20 protein-coding genes and 1 pseudogene are annotated in these 18,707 nt (G+C 71.3%); 9 read left to right on the top strand and 12 right to left on the bottom strand.

The window, feature by feature from the left end:
• Positions 1-236: 236 nt before the first annotated feature.
• Positions 237-1,703, top strand: a complete 1,467-nt coding sequence (locus ACFY0F_RS36785; protein WP_388804817.1) for a sensor histidine kinase — start codon at positions 237-239, stop codon at positions 1,701-1,703.
• Between the two features lie 201 nt (positions 1,704-1,904).
• On the opposite strand, the gene ACFY0F_RS36780 is transcribed toward ACFY0F_RS36785, so the two are convergent.
• Both ACFY0F_RS36780 and ACFY0F_RS36775 read right to left on the bottom strand, forming a co-directional pair.
• Entirely contained in the window at positions 1,905-2,162 is a 258-nt protein-coding gene (locus ACFY0F_RS36780; RefSeq protein WP_016639615.1) for a WhiB family transcriptional regulator, read from the bottom strand.
• A gap of 320 nt (positions 2,163-2,482) precedes the next feature.
• On the bottom strand, positions 2,483-3,451 hold the full coding sequence (locus ACFY0F_RS36775) for a diacylglycerol/lipid kinase family protein (protein WP_388804678.1): 969 nt from the start codon (positions 3,449-3,451) through the stop codon (positions 2,483-2,485).
• Between the two features lie 116 nt (positions 3,452-3,567).
• Between ACFY0F_RS36775 and ACFY0F_RS36770 the strand changes: the two genes are divergently transcribed.
• Positions 3,568-4,017, top strand: coding sequence for a hypothetical protein (locus ACFY0F_RS36770; RefSeq protein ID WP_388804674.1), 450 nt, complete (start codon positions 3,568-3,570; stop codon positions 4,015-4,017).
• Between the two features lie 42 nt (positions 4,018-4,059).
• On the opposite strand, the gene ACFY0F_RS36765 is transcribed toward ACFY0F_RS36770, so the two are convergent.
• The 3 genes from ACFY0F_RS36765 to ACFY0F_RS36755 all read right to left on the bottom strand — a co-directional run bounded on the left by ACFY0F_RS36765 (position 4,060) and on the right by ACFY0F_RS36755 (position 6,111).
• The gene (locus ACFY0F_RS36765; protein ID WP_388804672.1) at positions 4,060-5,178 is read right to left on the bottom strand and encodes an RNA polymerase sigma factor SigF; all 1,119 of its coding nucleotides are present in this window, start codon (positions 5,176-5,178) and stop codon (positions 4,060-4,062) included.
• Entirely contained in the window at positions 5,175-5,588 is a 414-nt protein-coding gene (locus tag ACFY0F_RS36760; protein WP_006136266.1) for an anti-sigma factor, read from the bottom strand. Before ACFY0F_RS36760 ends, ACFY0F_RS36765 begins: the two co-directional genes overlap by 4 nt.
• Before the next feature lie 262 nt (positions 5,589-5,850).
• Positions 5,851-6,111 carry a UBP-type zinc finger domain-containing protein gene (locus ACFY0F_RS36755; protein ID WP_388804669.1) on the bottom strand — a complete coding sequence of 87 codons (261 nt, stop codon included), beginning with the start codon at positions 6,109-6,111 and terminating at the stop codon, positions 5,851-5,853.
• Between the two features lie 61 nt (positions 6,112-6,172).
• Here ACFY0F_RS36755 and ACFY0F_RS36750 point away from each other — a divergent pair, with 61 nt between their 5' ends.
• The gene (locus ACFY0F_RS36750) at positions 6,173-7,768 is read left to right on the top strand and encodes a Na+/H+ antiporter (protein ID WP_388804666.1); all 1,596 of its coding nucleotides are present in this window, start codon (positions 6,173-6,175) and stop codon (positions 7,766-7,768) included.
• Positions 7,769-7,772: 4 nt separating this feature from the next.
• On the opposite strand, the gene ACFY0F_RS36745 is transcribed toward ACFY0F_RS36750, so the two are convergent.
• Both ACFY0F_RS36745 and ACFY0F_RS36740 read right to left on the bottom strand, forming a co-directional pair.
• Positions 7,773-8,675, bottom strand: coding sequence for a 1-aminocyclopropane-1-carboxylate deaminase/D-cysteine desulfhydrase (locus tag ACFY0F_RS36745; RefSeq protein WP_388804663.1), 903 nt, complete (start codon positions 8,673-8,675; stop codon positions 7,773-7,775).
• Positions 8,676-8,708: 33 nt separating this feature from the next.
• Positions 8,709-9,302, bottom strand: coding sequence for an N-acetylmuramoyl-L-alanine amidase (locus tag ACFY0F_RS36740; RefSeq protein ID WP_388804660.1), 594 nt, complete (start codon positions 9,300-9,302; stop codon positions 8,709-8,711).
• A gap of 291 nt (positions 9,303-9,593) precedes the next feature.
• Here ACFY0F_RS36740 and ACFY0F_RS36735 point away from each other — a divergent pair, with 291 nt between their 5' ends.
• From ACFY0F_RS36735 to ACFY0F_RS36715, 5 genes and pseudogenes are all read left to right on the top strand, one after another.
• Positions 9,594-11,000, top strand: coding sequence for a family 2B encapsulin nanocompartment shell protein (locus ACFY0F_RS36735; protein WP_388804657.1), 1,407 nt, complete (start codon positions 9,594-9,596; stop codon positions 10,998-11,000).
• Between the two features lie 112 nt (positions 11,001-11,112).
• Positions 11,113-12,258: a family 2 encapsulin nanocompartment cargo protein polyprenyl transferase gene (locus ACFY0F_RS36730; protein ID WP_388804655.1), complete on the top strand. Its 1,146-nt coding sequence runs from the start codon at positions 11,113-11,115 to the stop codon at positions 12,256-12,258.
• Between the two features lie 182 nt (positions 12,259-12,440).
• Positions 12,441-12,848: pseudogene (locus ACFY0F_RS36725) on the top strand (dihydrofolate reductase family protein); the annotation flags it as partial.
• A 26-nt stretch (positions 12,849-12,874) separates the two neighbouring features.
• Positions 12,875-13,093, top strand: a complete 219-nt coding sequence (locus tag ACFY0F_RS36720) for a hypothetical protein (protein ID WP_388804653.1) — start codon at positions 12,875-12,877, stop codon at positions 13,091-13,093.
• Between the two features lie 9 nt (positions 13,094-13,102).
• The gene (locus ACFY0F_RS36715; RefSeq protein ID WP_388804652.1) at positions 13,103-13,435 is read left to right on the top strand and encodes a DUF952 domain-containing protein; all 333 of its coding nucleotides are present in this window, start codon (positions 13,103-13,105) and stop codon (positions 13,433-13,435) included.
• A gap of 57 nt (positions 13,436-13,492) precedes the next feature.
• Here ACFY0F_RS36715 and ACFY0F_RS36710 read toward each other — a convergent pair whose 3' ends face one another.
• The 5 genes from ACFY0F_RS36710 to ACFY0F_RS36690 form a co-directional block, all read right to left on the bottom strand.
• Complete coding sequence (locus tag ACFY0F_RS36710) at positions 13,493-13,909, bottom strand: VOC family protein (RefSeq protein ID WP_388804651.1); 417 nt, start codon at positions 13,907-13,909, stop codon at positions 13,493-13,495.
• Positions 13,910-13,946: 37 nt separating this feature from the next.
• Positions 13,947-15,275, bottom strand: coding sequence for a Clp protease N-terminal domain-containing protein (locus ACFY0F_RS36705; protein WP_388804649.1), 1,329 nt, complete (start codon positions 15,273-15,275; stop codon positions 13,947-13,949).
• The gene (locus tag ACFY0F_RS36700; protein ID WP_388804647.1) at positions 15,275-16,585 is read right to left on the bottom strand and encodes a tetratricopeptide repeat protein; all 1,311 of its coding nucleotides are present in this window, start codon (positions 16,583-16,585) and stop codon (positions 15,275-15,277) included. Before ACFY0F_RS36700 ends, ACFY0F_RS36705 begins: the two co-directional genes overlap by 1 nt.
• 1 nt (position 16,586) lies before the next feature.
• Positions 16,587-16,961: a hypothetical protein gene (locus tag ACFY0F_RS36695; protein ID WP_388804645.1), complete on the bottom strand. Its 375-nt coding sequence runs from the start codon at positions 16,959-16,961 to the stop codon at positions 16,587-16,589.
• 84 nt (positions 16,962-17,045) lie between these two features.
• Positions 17,046-17,444: a helix-turn-helix domain-containing protein gene (locus tag ACFY0F_RS36690; RefSeq protein WP_388804643.1), complete on the bottom strand. Its 399-nt coding sequence runs from the start codon at positions 17,442-17,444 to the stop codon at positions 17,046-17,048.
• Positions 17,445-17,548: 104 nt separating this feature from the next.
• On the opposite strand from ACFY0F_RS36690, the gene ACFY0F_RS36685 reads away from it, so the two are divergent.
• Positions 17,549-18,703: an anion permease gene (locus tag ACFY0F_RS36685; RefSeq protein ID WP_388804641.1), complete on the top strand. Its 1,155-nt coding sequence runs from the start codon at positions 17,549-17,551 to the stop codon at positions 18,701-18,703.
• Positions 18,704-18,707: the final 4 nt, after the last annotated feature.

Genomic DNA, 18,707 nt, shown 5'->3' with positions numbered 1-18,707 from the left:
TGCGAGGACACACTCTTCCGCCTTCCCCGCACAGGAAGGCGGACCGAGGAACCGGAGCTCTCTGCCCTGACTGCCCCGGCTCCTCATCCTTCGGCCGACCGGGACCGCACACCCCACGGCCGTTGCTGCTCCGGGCTGCGGTGCCGGGAGGGTTGAGGGTCCCTCCCAGGCGCCGCGGCCCGCGGGTGTTTTCGGCCAGGTAGCAGCCCCCGGGTACGCTCGCAGACGTGCCCTCCATGAACGAACTCGTACGCCAGCACACCGCGCTCGACGACTCCGACCTCGAGTGGCTCCATCTGCTGGTCTCGGAGTGGCAGCTGCTCTCCGACCTGTCCTTCGCGGACCTGGTCCTGTGGGTCCCCACCCGTGACGGCACGCGGTACGTCTCGGTGGCCCAGATGCGCCCCAACACCGGCCCGACCTCCTACCAGGACGACATGGTCGGCCACCTGGTGCCGCGTGGCCGCCGTCCCATGCTGGACGCGGCTCTCGACGAGGGGCGGATCGTGCGCGAGGGCGATCCGGAGTGGCGCGAGGAGGTCCCGGTCCGGGTCGAGTCGATCCCCGTCCGCCGGGACGGGCGGGTCCTCGGAGTCATCGCCCGCAACACCAACCTGCTGACCGTGCGCACCCCGAGCCGCCTGGAGCTGACCTATCTCCAGAGCGCCTCCGACCTGGCGCAGATGATCGCGGCCGGCTCCTTCCCGTTCCCCGACCAGCAGGTCGACATGGATGCCTCGCCGCGCGTCGGTGACGGCCTGATCCGGCTGGACGCGGACGGCGTCGTCCAGTACGCCTCGCCCAACGCGCTGTCCGCCTACCACCGTCTCGGCCTCGCCGCCGACCTGGTCGGACAGGAACTGGGCACGACCACCGCCGAGCTGGCTCCGACCCGCGGCCCGGTGGACGAGGCGCTGGCGAAGGTCGCGAGCGGCTGGGCGCCGCGTGAGTTCGAGATCGAGGCCAGCGACGGGGTGATCCAGTTCCGGGCGATCCCGCTCAAGCCCAAGGGCACGCGTATCGGTTCCCTGGTGCTGCTCCGGGACGTCACCGAACTGCGTCGCCGGGAACGTGAGTTGATCACCAAGGACGCCACCATCCGGGAGATCCACCACCGGGTGAAGAACAACCTCCAGACGGTGGCGGCGCTGCTCCGGCTCCAGGCCCGGCGGATCGAGTCCGAGCGCGGCCGGGAGGCGCTGGAGGAGGCCGTGCGGCGGGTCGGCTCCATCGCGATCGTGCACGAGACCCTGTCCCAGAACCTGGACGAGCGGGTGGAGTTCGACGAGATCGCCGACCGGGTGCTCGCCATGGTCGCGGAGATCTCGCCGGGCAAGGTCACCGGCCGGCGCAGCGGCCGCTTCGGGATACTCGACGCCGAGGTCGCGACCCCCCTGTCCATGGTGCTGACCGAGATCCTGCAGAACGCCCTGGAGCACGGCTTCCGTGAGGGCGACACGGGCACCGTCGAGGTTTCCGCGGTCCGCGGCGGCACCACCAAGGAGGCCCGCCTCCTGGTCACCGTCCAGGACGACGGGGTCGGCCTGCCGGAGGGCTTCGACCCGCACCGCTCGGGCAACCTGGGCCTGCAGATCGTACGCACCCTGGTCGAGGGCGAGTTGAGCGGCACCTTCGACATGGTTCCGGCGCCGGGGCGGGGGACGAGGGTGATCCTCGACATTCCGGTCCAGGCGCAGAAGTAGGTCCCCGGAAGCCCGGGAGAAGGTCCCTAAGGCCCGGGAGAAGGTCACCGAAAGCAAAGAGCCCCGGACCGGAATCGGTCCGAGGCTAGTCGCTCGTTGCTACTAAGCGCATCGGGGGTACTGCGCGCTGCGGCTCGGGGGCGGGAGATGCGTGCTCGCTGCACGCGCCGCCAAGCTCAGGCTGTCAGCAGGGGTGGGTTGTCAGGCGGAGGCCTGACGAGCCCGGTTGCGAGCGGCGCGGCGCTTCATCGCGCGGCGCTCGTCCTCGCTGAGACCACCCCAGACGCCGGAGTCCTGGCCGGACTCGAGCGCCCACTGCAGGCACTGCTCCATGACGGGGCAGCGACGGCAGACGGCCTTGGCTTCCTCGATCTGCAGCAGCGCAGGACCGGTGTTGCCGATGGGGAAGAACAGCTCGGGGTCTTCCTCGCGGCAAACGGCGTTGTGACGCCAGTCCATGGCTGCTACCTCTCCTTGGTATTACGTGCTGATTGCTTGTGAATGTGAACGCTTTCACGAATCCCTCAACAAGTGAAGGGCCGACCGCCGAGTCTCCCCGGCGTGGTCCTGATGATTGAAGAGGGGTTCTGGTGATCAGTGGAGGCCGATGTTGCGGGCCGTCCCGATCGCCACGTAGAGACTCGCAAACCTCAGCGGCGGATACAACCCCTTCCGGAAAGTTTTTTTTGATTCCTCGGTGTCGACTAGGTCACAGCCGTACTTCCATGGGGTGGATCCTGGCCTAAACGTTCGAGTGAAAGGACTTTAGCCCGTTCCGCTCACACAATCACACGCAGTGCACGGCGTACGCCTGTGAACGTCACGCTGGTGCGTACCCCGAGGTGGTCGCCGTCCATCTGGAGGGGGAGAGGCACCTTCGAATGCAAGGTGAACCGGTCCAGATCGTGCAGGGAGGTGGCGTGCTTGCCCTCGGGTCCGCGCTCGGGGGACGAAGTGAGCAACTGGGTGCCATACCGGGCAACCGCGGCCGTGGACAGACGGCTGAGACCGAGCAGGTCGAGGCCCTTGTCGAACGAGGCCTTAGGCGACGTGTACATCGGGCGATTGCCGAGATAGGTCCAAGGCGACGTGTTCGAGACTATCGCCACGACAAGATCGGTTATCGGGTCCGCGCCGGGCTGTTCGAGCGTGATGGTGCCGTGTCGGCGGTGCGGCTCGCCGAGGAACTGCCGGACGACCTGACGGACGTACAGCGCGTGCGTCGACTTCTTGCCGCGCTCGCGCTGTTGCTCGACCCGGCCGACCACACCCGCGTCGAAGCCGAGACCCGCGTTGAAGGTGAACCAGCGGGACGGGACGGACTCGTCCTCGGTGCCCGGCGTGCCCGAGGTCAGGCCGAGGCCGACGACGCGTTCGCGCCCCTCGCGCAGGGCGTCCAGCAGGGCGCCGGTGGCCTCGACGTTGTCGTTGGGCAGGCCGAGGGCGCGGGCGAAGACGTTGGTGGAACCGCCGGGCACCACGGCGAGACCGGGCAGGCGGTCGGGGTCGGGGCCGTTGTGCAGCAGTCCGTTGACGACCTCGTTGACGGTGCCGTCACCGCCGAGGGCGACTATCAGGTCGATGTCGTCGCTCTCCGCCGCCTGCCGGCCGAGGTCGCGGGCGTGACCCCGGTACTCGGTGGTCACCGCCTCGAGCTTCACCTCGCTCGCCAGCGCGTGGATCAGCACGTCACGCCTACGTGCGCTTGTGGTGGTTGCCGCCGGATTGACCACGAGGAGAGCACGCATGGGTTGCAGGTTACCTACTGGGCGGTACTCGACCCACACCGAGTTAGGGATCCGGTAAGAGAAGGTGACGTGAGCCTGGACACTCCCGGCATCGGGGCGAGGGCTACCCTTCAGGGGTGAGCAGTGAGCAGAACCCCACCCCGAACACCCCTGCGGAAGCCGAGGGCCCGCGTCCGCGCCGGCTGACCTGCGCCGCGGCGCTGGCCGCGCTGGAGGGGGCCGCGTTGGTGGCCGGGGGTGTGTGGCTGCTCGTACTCGGTGTCGCCGGCGAGCCGGACGACCGGCAGCAGGCGGTGACCCTGGCCGTCACCTTCATCGCCCTCGCCCTGCTGCCGCTGCTCGCCGCGCGCGGACTGCTGCTGCGACGCGGCTGGAGCCGCGGGCCCGCCGTCATCACGCAGATCATGGCCCTCCCGGTCGCCTACAGCCTCCTCCAGGCCGACAGCGCCGCGATCCCGGCCGGCATCGCCCTCGCCGTCGTCGCGCTGACCGCGCTGATCCTCCTGCTGAACCCCGCCACGACCAAGGCCCTCGGCATCAAGGGTCCGGGCCGCGCCGAGCGGTAGCCGTCCGGGGGGTCCGGTGGGGCTGTTTCCCAGCCCCGTCGGCTACTCCTCGACCAGCAGCTTCTCCCGCAGCTGGGCCAGGGTGCGGGCCAGGAGACGGGAGACGTGCATCTGGGAGATGCCGACCTCCTGGGCGATCTGGGACTGGGTCATGTTGCCGAAGAACCGCAGGAGAAGGATCCGCTTCTCCCGGGGCGGGAGATCCTCCAGCAGAGGCTTGAGGGACTCGCGGTACTCGACGCCCTCCAGGGCCTCGTCCTCCGCGCCGAGGGTGTCGGCGACCGCCGGGGACTCGTCGTCCGTGTCCGGGACGTCCAGCGAAAGCGTGGAGTAGGCGTTCGCCGACTCCAGGCCCTCCAGGACCTCCTCCTCGGAGATGGCGAGCTTCTCGGCCAGCTCGTGGACCGTCGGGGAGCGCCCGTGCTGCTGGGACAGCTCGGCCGTGGCCGTGGTGAGCGACAGCCGCAGTTCCTGCAGCCGGCGCGGCACCCGGACCGCCCAGCCCTTGTCGCGGAAGTGCCGCTTGATCTCGCCCACGACGGTCGGGGTGGCGTAGGTGGAGAACTCCACACCGCGGTCCGGGTCGAAACGGTCGACCGACTTGATCAGACCGATGGTCGCGACCTGGGTGAGATCGTCCAGCGGCTCACCGCGGTTGCGGAAGCGGCGCGCGAGATGCTCGACGAGCGGCAGGTGCATGCGGACCAGCTGGTTGCGCAGCTCCGCGTACTCCGGGCTGCCGTTGCTCAGCGCCCGCAGCTCGACGAACATCGCACGCGCCCCGCTGCGGTCATGCTGGTCGTGCTGCGCGCCCTGCAGGGCCGGCACGGCCTGCGCGTCCAGCTCGTCGTCGTCCCGTTCGTGCTCGCTCATCGTCCCGCCCGTCGCCATTCCCCGAGCCCTCGCCTCCGTCCGGGCCGGGGAAACCCCGCTCCGCCCCTCCAGAGGCGTGCTCTGCACGGCACCGTCTCGATCCCGCTGCCCCTCGTCCGGGCGGCCGGCCTCCGCGGAGTGGTCCTCCGGGTGCGGCCTGGCCTGCTCGGGGATCCCGTCGATGCCGTCCCGCATGCGTGGGGAACCGGCCGGAGAGTCCGCGCCTCCGATCGGCAGCCCCCGTGTGCCGCGCTCTTCGTCCCGCACCGGACCGTCCCCGTTCCTCACGCCGGCCCGGGTCCCGCGCCGCGCTGTTTGTAGAGGCTGATCGAGACGGTCCGGTCCTCGTCGACGGCCGAGGAGACCTTGCCCGCCAGGGCCGACAGCACGGTCCAGGCGAAGGTGTCCCGTGAGGGAGCGTGCCCGTCCGTGGTCGGTGCCGAGACCGTGACCTCGAGCGAGTCGTCGACGAGCCGGAAGACACAGCTCAGCACGGAGCCGGGCACGGCCTGCTGGAGCAGGATCGCGCAGGCCTCGTCCACCGCGATGCGCAGATCCTCGATCTCGTCCAGGGTGAAGTCCAAGCGGGCGGCGAGACCGGCCGTGGCCGTCCGCAGCACCGACAGGTAGGCACCCGCAGCCGGCAGCCGGACTTCCACGAAGTCCTGGGTCGCGGGCTCGCCTGCGATCTGGGACACCCTCACCTCCATGGTGGTACAAGCTTTACGGGGCCGAGGGTCGCCCCTCGGGGTAACGCGATACGTGTTTCAGCGGTGACGCTATCGCGCTCCGAACGTTTCTGTCCCCGGGACCCCAACCCCCTGGCGTCACTCACAGTAAAGCTGTGGATACGCTCCGTGTCTAGAGGTCCGGCGGTCTCAATTGGGAAGAGCGCGCGCCGGATTGACGTACCCAGACGTCAGACGGTCGAACCGTCCGGCTCCACGCCTGCATACAGGGTTACACGAGGACGTGGTCGACGAAGCACCAGCGCCAGTTCTCACCCGGCTCGAAGGTCCGCATCACCGGATGACCGGACTTCTCGTGATGCCCCGTGGCGTGCCTCCCGGGCGAGGAGTCGCAGCAGCCGACGTGGCCACAGGTCAGACACAGGCGCAGCTGCACCGGGTGCGTACCGTTCGCGAGACACTCCGGGCAGGTCTCGTTCTGCGGCTCGGGCTCCGGGTGCGGCAGCGCGTCGGCGTGCGTGCACTGTTTCATGATTGCCAGATTACGACGGGCGTGCGGGTGACCGCGCGGAAAAAGAGGGCGGGCGAGGACGATGGACGTGATGCCGCTGCTGCTGCTGGTGGCGGGGAGCGCCGCGATCGCCGGGGCGGCCCGGCGGACGCCGGTACCGGCTCCACTGCTGCTGGTCGCGGCCGGGCTGCTGGTCTCCTACGTGCCGGGGGTGCCCGACTACACGCTCGACCCCGATGTCGTCCTGCCTCTCCTGCTGCCCCCGCTGCTGTACACGTCGGCGACCGACAGCTCCTACCTCGACCTGAGGGCGCAGCTGCGTCCGGTGGCGCTGCTGTCGGTGGGATACGTGCTCTTCGCGACCTTCGTCGTGGGTTGGGCCGTCTACCGGATCGTCCCCGGGATACCCCTGCCCGCGGCGCTCGTACTGGGCGCGGTGGTGGCGCCGCCTGACGCGGTCGCGGCCACGGCGGTCGCCCGCCGCGTCGGGTTGCCCTCGCGGATCACCACGATCCTCCAGGGGGAGTCCCTGCTGAACGACGCCACGGCGATCACCGCCTACAAGGTCGCCCTCGCCGCGGCCGTCGGCGAGGGCGCCACCTGGATGGGCGGGGTCGGCGAGTTCCTGCTCGCCGCGGTCGGCGGCGTCGGCGTCGGCCTGGTCCTGATGGTCCCCATCCACTGGCTGCGCACGCACCTCAGGGAGCCGCTGCTGCAGAACACCCTCTCGCTGCTCATCCCGTTCGTCGCGTACGGCGTCGCCGAGCAGCTGCACGCCTCCGGTGTGCTGGCGGTCGTGGTCGTCGCCCTCCACCTCGGGCACCGCGCGTGGGAGGTCGACTTCGCCACCCGGCTCCAGGAGGAGGCGGTGTGGAAGATGGTCGCCTTCGTGCTGGAGTCCGCGGTCTTCGCGCTCATCGGGCTGCAGCTTCCGGTCGTCCTCAAGGGCCTCGGCGCGTACCAGGGCGCCGACGCCGCCTGGTACGCGGTGGCCGTCTTCCTCGTGGTGGTGGTGACCCGGTTCGTGTGGGTCTACCCGGCGACCTTCCTGCCGCGCCTGGCGTCGTCGCGGATCAGGGAACGCGAGGCGAACCCCACCTGGAAGGGCGCGATGGTCACCTCCTGGGCCGGGATGCGGGGCGTGGTCTCGCTGGCCATCGCCTTCTCGATCCCGCAGACCGTGCACGGCGGCGGCCCCTTCCCGCAGCGCAACATGGTCCTGTTCCTGACCTTCACCACCGTCATCGGGACGCTGGTCGTGCAGGGCCTGACGCTGCCCCCGCTGATCCGCCTGCTGAAGTTCCCCGGCCGGGACGCGCAGGCCGAGACGCTCGCCGAGGCCAACGCCCAGGCCCAGGCCTCCCGGGTCGCGGAGCAGCGCCTGGACGAACTCCTGTCCGACGAGCGCAACTCGCTTCCCCCGCCGCTCGCCGACCGTCTGCGCATGGTCCTGGAACGCCGCCGCAACGCCGTCTGGGAACGGCTCGGCGCGGTGAACCCCGTGACCGGCGAGACGGTCGACGACACCTACCGCCGGCTGTCCCGGGACATGATCAGCGCCGAACGCGACGTGTTCGTCCGGCTGCGCGACCACCGGTACATCGACGACGAGATGCTGCGCACCCTGCTGCGCAGGCTGGACCTGGAGGAGGCGGCGGCGTACCGGGAGGCGGCGTAGGCGGTCAGCAGAACGGGCGGCCGGTGATGACGGCGGCGATCGTCGTTCCGGGAGGGAAGGCGCCCTCGTCCGTGAGGGCGGCCAGGGCGTAGAGCAGCTTGGCGACATACAGCCGCTCCACGGGAAGGCCGTGGCGGTCCTCGAAGTCCTCGGCGAAGGCGTCGAGTTCCTTGGTGGTGCGGGCGTAGCCGCCGAAATGGAAACGGTCGTCCAGCGACCAGGTGCCCCGGCGGGCACCGAAGGCGCGCTCCTGCAGGGCCTGTATCCCGGTGGCGAGGAAGCCGCCCTTGAGGACGGGTATGCCGAGGGCGCGCTGGTCCGGGGCCAGGCCGGCGGCGGTTCCGGCGAGGGTGCCTCCGGTGCCGCAGGCGAGGGCGACGACGTCGACGCGGGCGTCCTGGCCGCGCAACTCCCGGCCGAGGGCCTGGCAGCCACGGACGGCCTCGGCGTTGCTGCCGCCCTCCGGGACCACGTAGGCGTCCGGCGCGTCGACGCTGCGCAGGATGGTGTCCAGGGTGCCGGCTTCGGCCTTACGGCGATATGTCGACCTGTCGATGAAGTGCAGGCGCATGCCGTCGGCCTCGCACCGGGCCAGGGACGGATTGCGAGGCCGGTCGGCGAGCTCCTGGCCGCGGACCACACCGACGGTGTCCAGACCCAGGAGGCGGCCCGCGGCGGCGGTGGCCCGCAGATGGTTGGAGTACGCGCCGCCGAAGGTCACGATCGTCCGTCCGGCCGCCGCCTCGAGGTTCGGGGCCAGCTTGCGCCACTTGTTGCCGACCAGGTCCGGATGGATCAGGTCGTCCCGCTTGAGCAGGAGACGGACGCCGCGCCCGGTGAACCGCTCGTCGGAGACCTCCCGCAGGGGGGAGGGGAGACGGGGAGCGAGGGTGTCGGGGCCGGTCACGGGTTCATTGTCGCCCGGGAGCGGCCCGGGGCGTCACGCCTTCAGGCGTTCCCCGATCCGCTCCCGCAGCCACTTCATCGTGAAGCCCCGCGGGTCCACCTTCCCCGGCTGCCACTCCAGGTGGCCGATGACCGAGCGCTCCGTCCAGCCGTGGTGGCGGCAGACGGCGGCGGCCGCCTTCTCGACGGCGTCGAGCTGCACCTCGGGCCAGGGGTCCTTGCCGTCACCGAGGTTCTCGCACTCGAAGCCGTAGAAATACCGGTTGCCGTCGGTGTCCGCCTCGTTGTCCGGCGGCAGCCCCTTCTCGGCGATCACGGCGCGCAGCACGTCGTCGTCGCCGAGCCCGGCGTGATTGGCGCGGCCGTAGCCGACGAGGTGGACGGTGCCGTCCTTGGTGATCACGCCGTGGCACAGCGGGCCCGGCAGATCGGCGGTGCCCTCCCGGCACAGGGTGACCGTCCGCTCGCCGCCCGTGGTCGCCGTGTGGTGGATCATCACGCCGTGCACGGGACCCCACGGGCCCTTGTGGTTGCGGTTGTGGTGCTCCCAGTCGCCGACCTCGACGACGGTGAGCCCTTGTGCTCTCAGGGCGTCGAGGAAGCCGCCCGCGGACATGGGTGAGGCCATGATCGCCTCCTTCGTGCTGCGCTGGGCGGTGACCGATCGTGACCGCCTCGTACAGCAGCTACTACCGAAACGGGGCTTCTCGGACACATCGTTCGTACGCTGTGCGAGTCGATCCGGACAGTGCGTGATCCCGGCAGGCGAGACGCGGTCCTCCTGTCTGCCCAGTAGTGCGATGATCCAATCCCGCTCTTTCGGGTAATGGCAGCGGCACGGTGCGTGATGAGAGCGTGGTCGCGAGATCGATGCACGGCGCAGTTCGGCGCCGGAGCATGACCGGGAGGGCAATTCTCTATGTCGGTAGGCGAAGAGGTCCGCGAGGAACAGAACAGGCCGCAGCAGAGTCTGAACACCGCGGCCGCGCGGAACCTGGCCACGACCACCAAGTCCGCGCCCCAGATGCAGGAGATCAGCTCCCGTTGGCTGCTGCGGATGCTGCCATGGGTGAACGTGCAGGGCGGCACGTACCGGGTCAACCGGCGACTGACGTACGCGCTCGGCGACGGACGCATCACCTTCGTGAAGACGGGGGACCGCGTCGAGGTCATCCCGGGCGAACTGGCCGAGCTGCCGGCCCTGCGGTCGTACGACAACCAGGAGGTGCTCTCGGAGCTGGCCCAGCGCTGCCACCGGCGGGACTTCGCCCCGGGAGAGGTGATCGCCTCCTTCGGCAGCCAGGCCGACAAGGTCTATCTGCTGGCCCACGGCAGGGTCGAGAAGGTGGGCACGGGTCCGTACGGCGACGACGCGGTCCTGGGCGTCCTCGCCGACGGCGCGTACTTCGGCGAGGACGCGCTGCTCGATCCCGACGCCATCTGGGAGTACACCGCGCGCGCGGACACCGCCTGCACGGTGCTGATCCTCTCGCGTCCGGACTTCGAGCAGGTCGCCGAGCGTGCCGACTCCCTGCGCGAGCACCTCCGCAAGCAGCGCTCGATCCCCCGGCAGCGCACCAACAAGTACGGCGAGAAGGAGGTCGACCTCGCCGCCGGCCACAGCGGCGAGCCGGACATCCCGCACACCTTCGTCGACTACGAGGCCAGCCCGCGCGAGTACGAGCTGAGCATCGCGCAGACCGTGCTCCGTATCCACACGCGCGTGGCCGACCTCTACAACCAGCCGATGAACCAGACGGAGCAGCAACTCCGGCTCACGGTGGAGGCGTTGAAGGAGCGGCAGGAACACGAGCTGATCAACAACCCTGAGTTCGGCCTGCTCAGCAACTGCCAGTACGACCAGCGGCTCCAGCCGCACGACGGTGTGCCCAGCCCGGACGACATGGACGAACTGCTCAGCCGCCGGCGCGGCACCAAGCTGTTCCTCGCCCATCCGCGCGCGATCTCCGCGTTCGGCCGCGAGCTGAACAAGCGGGGACTCGTCCCGGAGACCATCGACATGGGCGGCAACCGCATCCCGACCTGGCGCGGGGTGCCGATCTTCCCGTGCAACAAGATCCCGGTCAGTGAGGCGCGGACGAGCTCCATCATCGCCATGCGACTGGGGGAGGAGGACCAGGGCGTCATCGGGCTGCGCCAGTCGGGCATCCCGGACGAGATCGAGCCCAGCCTGTCCGTGCGCTTCATGGGCATCAACGAACAGGCCATCATCAAGTACCTGGTCACGGCCTACTACTCGGCGGCGGTCCTGGTGCCGGACGCGCTGGGTGTGCTGGAGAACGTCGAGATCGGCCGGTGGAGGTGACGTTTCCGCACTTCGCCGCCGTGTCCCCGGCCGCCGGGGCGGGTAGACCCTCCCGGTGCGCGCTCAGCGGGGAAGGAAGCGCCACCGTCCGCGTGCTTCGCGAGGGGGATCCATGGCCGAGTCCATGACGGAGACCAAACAGCGCTCAGGGGCACCGCCACCGCCCGACGGGACGCGTGAGCCGCCGCGGCGAGCTCCCGCCGGGGACGGTCTGACGGGCCCGCTCGACGGGCACGAGGCCGCGGTGATCCTCGACCGCGCCCGTGCCTCGGTCGATCCCGAGCTGCGCGCCGCCGTCGAGTCGCTGCCCGGATCGATGCGGCGCATCGCGCAGTACCACTTCGGGTGGCGGCACGCGGACGGAACCCCCGCGGCCGCCAACGCGGGCAAGGCCATACGGCCCGCGCTCGTCCTGGCGGCGGCCGACGCGCTGGGCGGCCCGAGGGCGCGGGCGGCGTCCGTGCGGGCCGCGGCGGCGGTGGAACTCGTCCACAACTTCACGCTGCTGCACGACGACGTGATGGACCGCGACACCTCCCGCCGGCACCGGCCCACGGCGTGGACCGTGTTCGGCGACGCCGACGCGATCCTCGCCGGGGACGCCCTGCAGGCGCTGGCCCTCCGGCTGCTCGCCGAGGATCCGCATCCCGCGTCGGGGGCGGCGGCCGCCCGGCTCACCGGCTGCGTCGTCGAACTGTGCGCCGGTCAGCACGCGGACACGGCCATGGAGCGGCGGGCCCCGGACGAGGTCACCCTCGACGAGGTCCTCGTCATGGCCGAGGCCAAGACCGGTGCGCTGCTGGGGTGCGCCTGCGCACTCGGCGCGTTGTACGCGGGGGCGAGCGCGGACGACGTGGCGGCGCTGGACGCCTTCGGCCGGCAGGCGGGGCTCGCCTTCCAGCTGATCGACGACGTCATCGGCATATGGGGAGACCCCGAGCGCACCGGCAAGCCGGCCGGCTCCGACCTCACCGCCCGCAAGAAGTCACTACCCGTGGTGGCGGCCCTCACCTCGGGCACCCCGGCCGCCGCCGAACTCGCCGAGCTGTACGGGACGCCGTACGAGGAAGGGGACACCGAAGGGATCGCCCGGGCGGCGCAGGCCGTGGAGCGGGCCGGTGGACGGGACTGGGCGCAGGCCCAGGCGGCCGACCGGATGGCCCTGGCCATGCAGGAGCTGACCCGGGCCGTCCCGGACCCGGAGGCGGCCGGCGGGCTGCTGGCGCTGGCCGAGTTCGTCACCCGGCGCAGCAGCTGACGCCGACGGCCGTCGGCCGTGGAAGACCCCGGGGCCTCCGGGTCCGTGCGGCTCCTGACCCCGCACGGTCACCGGGGGCTCCGGCCCGGCGGGCCCCGCACCTCCCCACGGCGTGCGGGGCCCGCCGTTCGTCTCCACCGGTCCGGCGGGTCGCAGGGGGCCGGCGCGGGGCCACCTCGACCTACCCGGAGACCATCGCCCCGGGGACGCGAGGCGCTGGGGGTCCAGGATGCTGATAACCGCCACTTCGACACCGTGGTCCAGGGCCGCGCCGGCTACCGGCTCGCCCTCGACGCCGGCGTCACCAGCCCCTACGGCCACCTGCGCGAGTACGTCGCCCCGCGCACCCTCGGCTACGCGAGCTGAAGGCCGAGGACGACGGCCTCGGTATCCGGCTCTGCGGCGGCTCGCAGATCGCCGGCGCACTGCTCGACGAGATCGACGAGCTGGTCATCAAGACCTACCCGCAGGTGCACGGCTCCGGAACGCCGATGTTCGCCGCCGGGTTCGCCGTCACGGACTTCCGCCGGGAGTCGGTGCGCACGTGCGACAACGGGGTGCTGGTGCGGACGTACAGCAGGGAGCGCTGAGCCCCCGCCCGCCCTACCCTGGAGGCATGGGCGGCGAGGAACACGTCTGTCGGGTGTGCGGACAAGCCGTCGAGACGGTCATCCGGCGGCACAAGACGCTGGGCGCCTGGGTGCCGGTGTGGGTGGCCGGGCCCTGCCGCAACCCCGACTGCACGGCGGCTGCGGAAGCCGCGCCCGGCGGGCGGCGCAGGCCCCCGGCCGCGCACGAGGGAAACGACGCGACGCGGCGGGAAACCGGCCCGTAGCGTGGCCGCATGACGAAACTGCCGTACATCCTGCACATCACCGAGCGCTCCCTGTGGGACGCGGCCCGGGAGCGCGGCACCTTCGAGGTGTCGACCCGGGGCCGCACCCTCCAGGAGGAGGGCTTCATCCACTTCTCCACCCGCGACCAGCTCCCGCGCGTCGCCGCCTTCCTGTACGGCTCCTACGACGGCCCCGACGACCTGGTGGTGCTGGTCGTCGACCCCGGCCGGCTCGGCGTGCCGGTGAAGTACGAGGCCGTGGAGCCGGGCGGCGAGGAGTTCCCGCACGTGTACGGGCCCGTACCGGTCGATGCCGTGGTGGAGGTGGAGACCTGGGGGTGACCGGGCGGAGCCGGGTGACCGGGCCCTACGCGACGAAGGCGTACGTCCGGCGGACGGTCACGCGTCCGCCCGCTCGATGAACCGCAGCATGTTCCCGGCCGGGTCCCGTACGGCGCAGTCGCGCACGCCGTACGGCTGGTCCATCGGTTCCTGCAGCACGTCGCCGCCGGACTCCCGGACCCGCTCGTACAGGGCGTCGCAGTCGCGGGTGGTGAAGATGACCCCGCGCAGCATGCCCTTGGCGAGCAGTTCGGCCATCGCCTGCCGGTCGGCGGGCGAGGCGTCCGGGTTCATGCCGGGCGGCTCCAGCACGATCTCCACGTCCGGCTGGAGCGGCGAGCCGACGGTCACCCACCGCATCCCCTCGAAGCCGACGTCGTTGCGGACTTCCATGCCCAGGACGTCGACGTAGAAGTGGAGCGCCTTGTCGTGGTCGTCGACGGCTATGAAGCACTGCTTGAGTTTCAGGTCCATGTGCTCACGCTAGTTCCGGGGCGCCGGGAGCGCTGCCTCAGCTCATGGCCCAGACGGAAGGGTCGTGTTCGGCGGGGGCGGGTGGTGTGGCGCCGCGGGGGGACGTCCGGATGCCGGAGTAGGCGGCGAGCGCCATGCGGACATGGTGCTCCATGACGGGCTGCGGTGCCCCGTCCGGTGGTGTGTCCGAGCGTGCGGCCTCCATCCGTACCAGCGCCGCGGCCTCGTCCAGCAGACCGATCGCCGAACCGGGCAGGGGCCGGTCGGGTACGTGGTCCCGTGCGAGGGTGGCGGCGGCCTCCAGGGCGTCGGTGAAGAACAACACGCCGTGGTGGTTCTCCAGGCGCCTGCATACGTCACGCAGGATGTGCCCCACGTCCTCGTCGGACGGCTCCGTGACGACCACCGGCTGGACGATCCGGTCGAGGCCGGGGTCCCTTGCCCGCTCGTACTGGGCCCGTCCGCAGTCACCGAGGACGAAGACACCGGGGGCGTGGAGCACGGGGCGGAACAGGTCCAGGGGTGTGGTGACACCTTCGGACAGGTGCAGGGGGGTGAGGGCGCCGTCGAGGTGCAGGACGATGCGCGGGCTGCTCCTGAACTCGTCGATCAGGTCGGCGATGAGGGCGCCGCCCCGGGCCCGGTGCTGCGGGTCGGCGAGGACGGTGCCGAGGTCCAGCGCGCGGACGGTGTGGTCACGCAGGACCGCGGGCAGGCGCCCCTGCGCGATCGCCGAGGCGACCCCGACGGCGATGGTCTTCTTGCCGACGCCGGGCTCGCCGACGAGCAGGGGGACGTTGCGGTGCCGACGGGTGAGTACCCGGATCACCTGGTCGATCTCGGAGGCGCGGCCGATGACGGGGCCCGGGACGACGACGCGGGTCACGGCCTCGATGAGGCCGGGTGTTCCGGCCGGTTCCGGGTGGCCGTTCTGCCGGGCCCCGATGACCGAGTGTCGTACCCGGTCGAGATCCACCCCGTTCGCGCGCAGCACGTCGACCCCGGTCCCGGCGTCCACGGTGGTCAGAGCGAGGAGAATGTGCTCGGGCTCCGCTCCCCGCAGGCCGAGCCTGCCCGCCTCCTTGGACGCCAGGTCGAGTACGGCGAGGGCCTCCGAGCTGTAGGGCAGCACCCGGGGCGAATCGCCGACGCCCAAGCCACGCACCCCGACGACCGCACCACGGATCTGTGCCGACGAGATGCCGAGGAGGGCCTCCAGGTCCCTGCCCGTGCCGGCCCGGTCGGCCGCTTCGACCAGGCCCAGGAGCAGGTGTTCCGTGCCGATGTACTGGTGTTTGGCCGTACGGGCGTGACGTTCGGCGTAACCCACGACGAGCCGTGCCGCGTCGCTGAGACCCTCGGGCATCATCCCTCCTCCCCGACCCCGGCCAGGTCCTCCCGGGCCCTCCGTGTGTGCGGATGCTCCACGCCCAGCACCCGCTCCCGCTCCGCCACCAACTGCCGCAGCAACGCCACCGCCTCGTCGCGGGCGCCGGTCAGCGCGAGGTTGCGGGCCAGCATGTGCCGGGTGCGCAGGGTGTGCGGGTGCTCGGCGCCCAGCACCCGGCCCCGGTCGGCCAGCAGCACCCGGAGCATGCCGATGGCCTCCTCGCGGTGCCCGGCCTCGCCGAGGTTGACGGCGAGGAACTGCCGGGTGCGGAGGGTGTCCTCGTGATCGGGCCCGAGGAGCCGCAGTTGGTCGGCCAGTAGCTGCCGGAGCAGCCCGGCGGCCTCCACGGGGGTGCCGGCACCGCCCAGGCTGTGCGCGTAGGACTGGCGGGTGCGCAGGGTGTCGGGGTCGTCGGGACCCAGGATCCTGGTCTGCTCGTCGAGGATCTTCTGCAGCTGACCGGCCGCGCCCTTCCAGTCCCCGGCCTTGCCCTGCTCCACCGCGGCGACGTGCCGTCTGCGCAGATCGGGTCCGGCGGTCGCGGCGAAGGCACGGTTGATGCCCAGGGCGATCCGGTGCGCGGTCCCGGCGCCGCGGTTGAGCGGGGTGGGCAGTCCCTCGGCCTCCATGATCGCCCGCAACCGCCGGTAGAGGTCGTCGACGGTGAGCAGCTCGGGGCCGCCGACCACCCCCTCACGCAGCAGCCGCATGAACCGGCCGGAGAACGCGGTGTGCTCCTCCTCCGGCAGGGCCAGGGCGACCTGGTCGCGCTGCGCCGAGGTCAGCACGTACGTGCCCGCCACCTCCAGCTGGCCGATCCGCTCGGCCCCGCCCCCGGAGAGGGAGTCGGAGACGGCCCGGCCGGAGAAGCAGCAGTCGAGGACGACCACTTTGGTCTCGGCGGGGCTGTCGAGCACGGCGTCGCGCAGCTTGTCGTACTCGAGGGAGTTGAACTCCGGCGCCGCCCACTCGCTGTCGGGCAGCGCCAGGTACAGCTCGTGGCGTCGGCCGCTGACCAGCCCGTGCCCCGCGTAGTAGACGAGCAGCAGGTCCTCCGCCTCGGCCACGGCCGCCCGCAGCCGGCCGCCGACCGTCCTGAGATCGCCCTCGTCGAGCAGCATCGTGCAGTGGCTGTCGGGGACCAGTCCGTAGTACTGGTCGGTGAAGAGGCCGGCCAGGTCGGTGATGGTGCGGTGCACCGCCGGGAGGTCGGGCAGGGCCGGGTCGGAGTAGTGTCCGGCGCCGATCAGCACGACCCGGGAGCGGTGGGGGTCGGGAAGGCGCACGTCAGTCCCGCGCGTCCTGGTCCGGTCCCTCCTCGCGGGCCTGCCGCAGGAGCCGTTCCACGTCCTCGGCGTCGACCCGCTTGGCGTCGATCTCGACGACTCGCCCACCGTCCAGCTCGACCTTCAGGCGTACGTCGCTGCGGCGCGGCTGGGTGATCCAGGCGCGCAGACAGGACGCGAGCACGGTCAGCGGGCCGCCCGCCCCGAGCAGCACGGTCACCGTGTCCAGGGCGGTGCCCAGTTGTCCCGGCCGCGGGGCGCCCCCGGTCAGCCGGACCTTCCCGGCGAGCGCCGGTTCGCCTCTGAGCCAGTCGGTCAGGGACTCGGCGTCCCTGACCGGGTCCTCGCTCCGGACGGAGATGAGTGCGGTCGCCACGGCTCCCCCGATTTCCTCAATGACCCTGCTGCGCAACGCTGTTGGGAAAGGACCAGTGTAGGGCGGGCGAGCGGGGAGCGCCGGTCAGTAGGGGCGGCGCCGGGGCCGGGTGAAGGTACGGGCCACGCAGGACGGGATCACCGCGCTCTCCTCGTGCGGGCGCGCCCGGTACGCGCTCGGCGTCTCGCCGACCAGTTCGGTGAAGCGGGAACTGAACGAGCCCAGGGAGGTACAGCCCACGGCGAGGCACACCTCGGTGACGCTGAGGTCGCCGCGGCGCAGCAGTACCTTGGCGCGTTCGATCCGGCGGGTCATGAGGTAGCTGTACGGCGTCTCCCCGAAGGCCTTGCGGAAGCTGCGCTGGAAGTGGCCGGGGGACATCAGGGCGGTGCGCGCGAGCTCGGCCATGTCGAGGGGCTCGGCGAACTCGCGGTCCATACGGTCGCGGGTCCGGCGCAGGCGGACCAGGTCTTCGCGCGTCACCCCGACAGCATGGCACGGCGGGTGCGACCCCGGTGCGTCTCACTTCGACGGACCCTTCGCCTCCAGTTCTCCGGCAGTTGGCCCGCGCTTGCTTCCCTCAAGGCATGGACCACATCACGTTACTCGTGGCGGTCGTCATCGTCACGGCTCTGGCCTTCGACTTCACCAACGGATTCCATGACACGGCGAACGCGATGGCCACGTCCATCGCCACCGGCGCGCTGGGGCCGAGAACCGCGGTGCTGGTGAGTGGTGCCCTCAACGTGGTCGGCGCCTTCCTGTCCACGGAGGTCGCCAAGACGATCTCCGGCGGGATCGTGGACGACAGCCTGGTCAGCCCGGGGATGATCTTCGCGGGCCTGGTCGGGGCGATCCTGTGGAACCTTGTGACCTGGCTGGCGGGGCTGCCGTCGAGCTCCTCGCACGCGCTCTTCGGCGGGCTGACAGGCGCCGTCTGGGTCGGTGCGGGATCCCATGGCGTGCACTTCGACAAGGTTGTCGAGAAGGTACTGATCCCGGCCGTGGCCTCACCCGTGGTGGCCGGCCTGGCGGCGCTGATCGCCACCTACCTCGCGTACAGGCTCACCCAGCGGGCCCGCAAGGACTCGGTCACCAAGGGCTTCCGGCTCGGCCAGATCGCCTCGGCCTCGCTGGTCTCGCTCGCGCACGGCACCAACGACGCGCAGAAGACCATGGGCGTCATCACGCTGACCCTGATCTCGGCGGGCGCGCTGGGCCATGACGCCGGACCGCCGGCATGGGTGATCGGCTCGGCGGGGCTGGCCATCGGCCTGGGCACCTACATCGGCGGCTGGCGGATCATCCGCACGATGGGCAAGGGTCTCACCGAGATCCAGTCCCCGCAGGGCTTCGCCGCCGAGACGGCCTCCACGACCGTCATCCTCACCTCCGCGCACCTCGGCTTCGCCCTGTCCACCACCCAGGTCGCCTCGGGCAGCATCCTCGGCGCGGGCCTCGGCCGGCGTCTGGCGGAGGTCCGCTGGGGCGTCGCGGGCCGGATGGTGGTCGCGTGGCTGATCACGCTGCCCGCCGCCGCTGTGGTCGGCGGGCTCGCCGCGAGCGTCGTCACGCACGGCGGCGACATCGGCACCATCGTCGTGGCACTGGTCGGCGCGGCCCTCGCCGCCGGCATCGTCGTCATCTCGCGCCGCAACCCGGTGCACGCGGGAAACGTCAACGACCACCACGAGGTCAACGTCCGCACCACGGCACCGGCCCACGTCGGCACGGCCGCCTGACCCA

Origin of the sequence: Streptomyces sp. NPDC001544, assembly GCF_042894285.1 — a bacterium.
In the GTDB taxonomy this organism is placed as follows: domain Bacteria; phylum Actinomycetota; class Actinomycetes; order Streptomycetales; family Streptomycetaceae; genus Streptomyces.
The sequence above is the reverse complement of the archived record's forward strand: the minus strand, read 5'-3'. Positions and strand labels throughout refer to the sequence as shown.

Excerpts from the sequence above, each read along its gene's own strand:
- ACFY0F_RS36785 (WP_388804817.1), top strand. The coding sequence starts at position 237 with ATGAACGAACTCGTACGCCAGCACACCGCGCTCGACGACTCCGACCTC.
- ACFY0F_RS36780 (WP_016639615.1), bottom strand. The coding sequence starts at position 2,162 with ATGGACTGGCGTCACAACGCCGTTTGCCGCGAGGAAGACCCCGAGCTG.
- ACFY0F_RS36775 (WP_388804678.1), bottom strand. The coding sequence starts at position 3,451 with ATGCGTGCTCTCCTCGTGGTCAATCCGGCGGCAACCACCACAAGCGCA.
- ACFY0F_RS36755 (WP_388804669.1), bottom strand. The coding sequence starts at position 6,111 with ATGAAACAGTGCACGCACGCCGACGCGCTGCCGCACCCGGAGCCCGAG.
- ACFY0F_RS36750 (WP_388804666.1), top strand. The coding sequence starts at position 6,173 with ATGGACGTGATGCCGCTGCTGCTGCTGGTGGCGGGGAGCGCCGCGATC.
- ACFY0F_RS36740 (WP_388804660.1), bottom strand. The coding sequence starts at position 9,302 with ATGGCCTCACCCATGTCCGCGGGCGGCTTCCTCGACGCCCTGAGAGCA.
- ACFY0F_RS36735 (WP_388804657.1), top strand. The coding sequence starts at position 9,594 with ATGTCGGTAGGCGAAGAGGTCCGCGAGGAACAGAACAGGCCGCAGCAG.
- ACFY0F_RS36730 (WP_388804655.1), top strand. The coding sequence starts at position 11,113 with ATGGCCGAGTCCATGACGGAGACCAAACAGCGCTCAGGGGCACCGCCA.
- ACFY0F_RS36720 (WP_388804653.1), top strand. The coding sequence starts at position 12,875 with ATGGGCGGCGAGGAACACGTCTGTCGGGTGTGCGGACAAGCCGTCGAG.
- ACFY0F_RS36715 (WP_388804652.1), top strand. The coding sequence starts at position 13,103 with ATGACGAAACTGCCGTACATCCTGCACATCACCGAGCGCTCCCTGTGG.
- ACFY0F_RS36710 (WP_388804651.1), bottom strand. The coding sequence starts at position 13,909 with ATGGACCTGAAACTCAAGCAGTGCTTCATAGCCGTCGACGACCACGAC.
- ACFY0F_RS36705 (WP_388804649.1), bottom strand. The coding sequence starts at position 15,275 with ATGCCCGAGGGTCTCAGCGACGCGGCACGGCTCGTCGTGGGTTACGCC.
- ACFY0F_RS36685 (WP_388804641.1), top strand. The coding sequence starts at position 17,549 with ATGGACCACATCACGTTACTCGTGGCGGTCGTCATCGTCACGGCTCTG.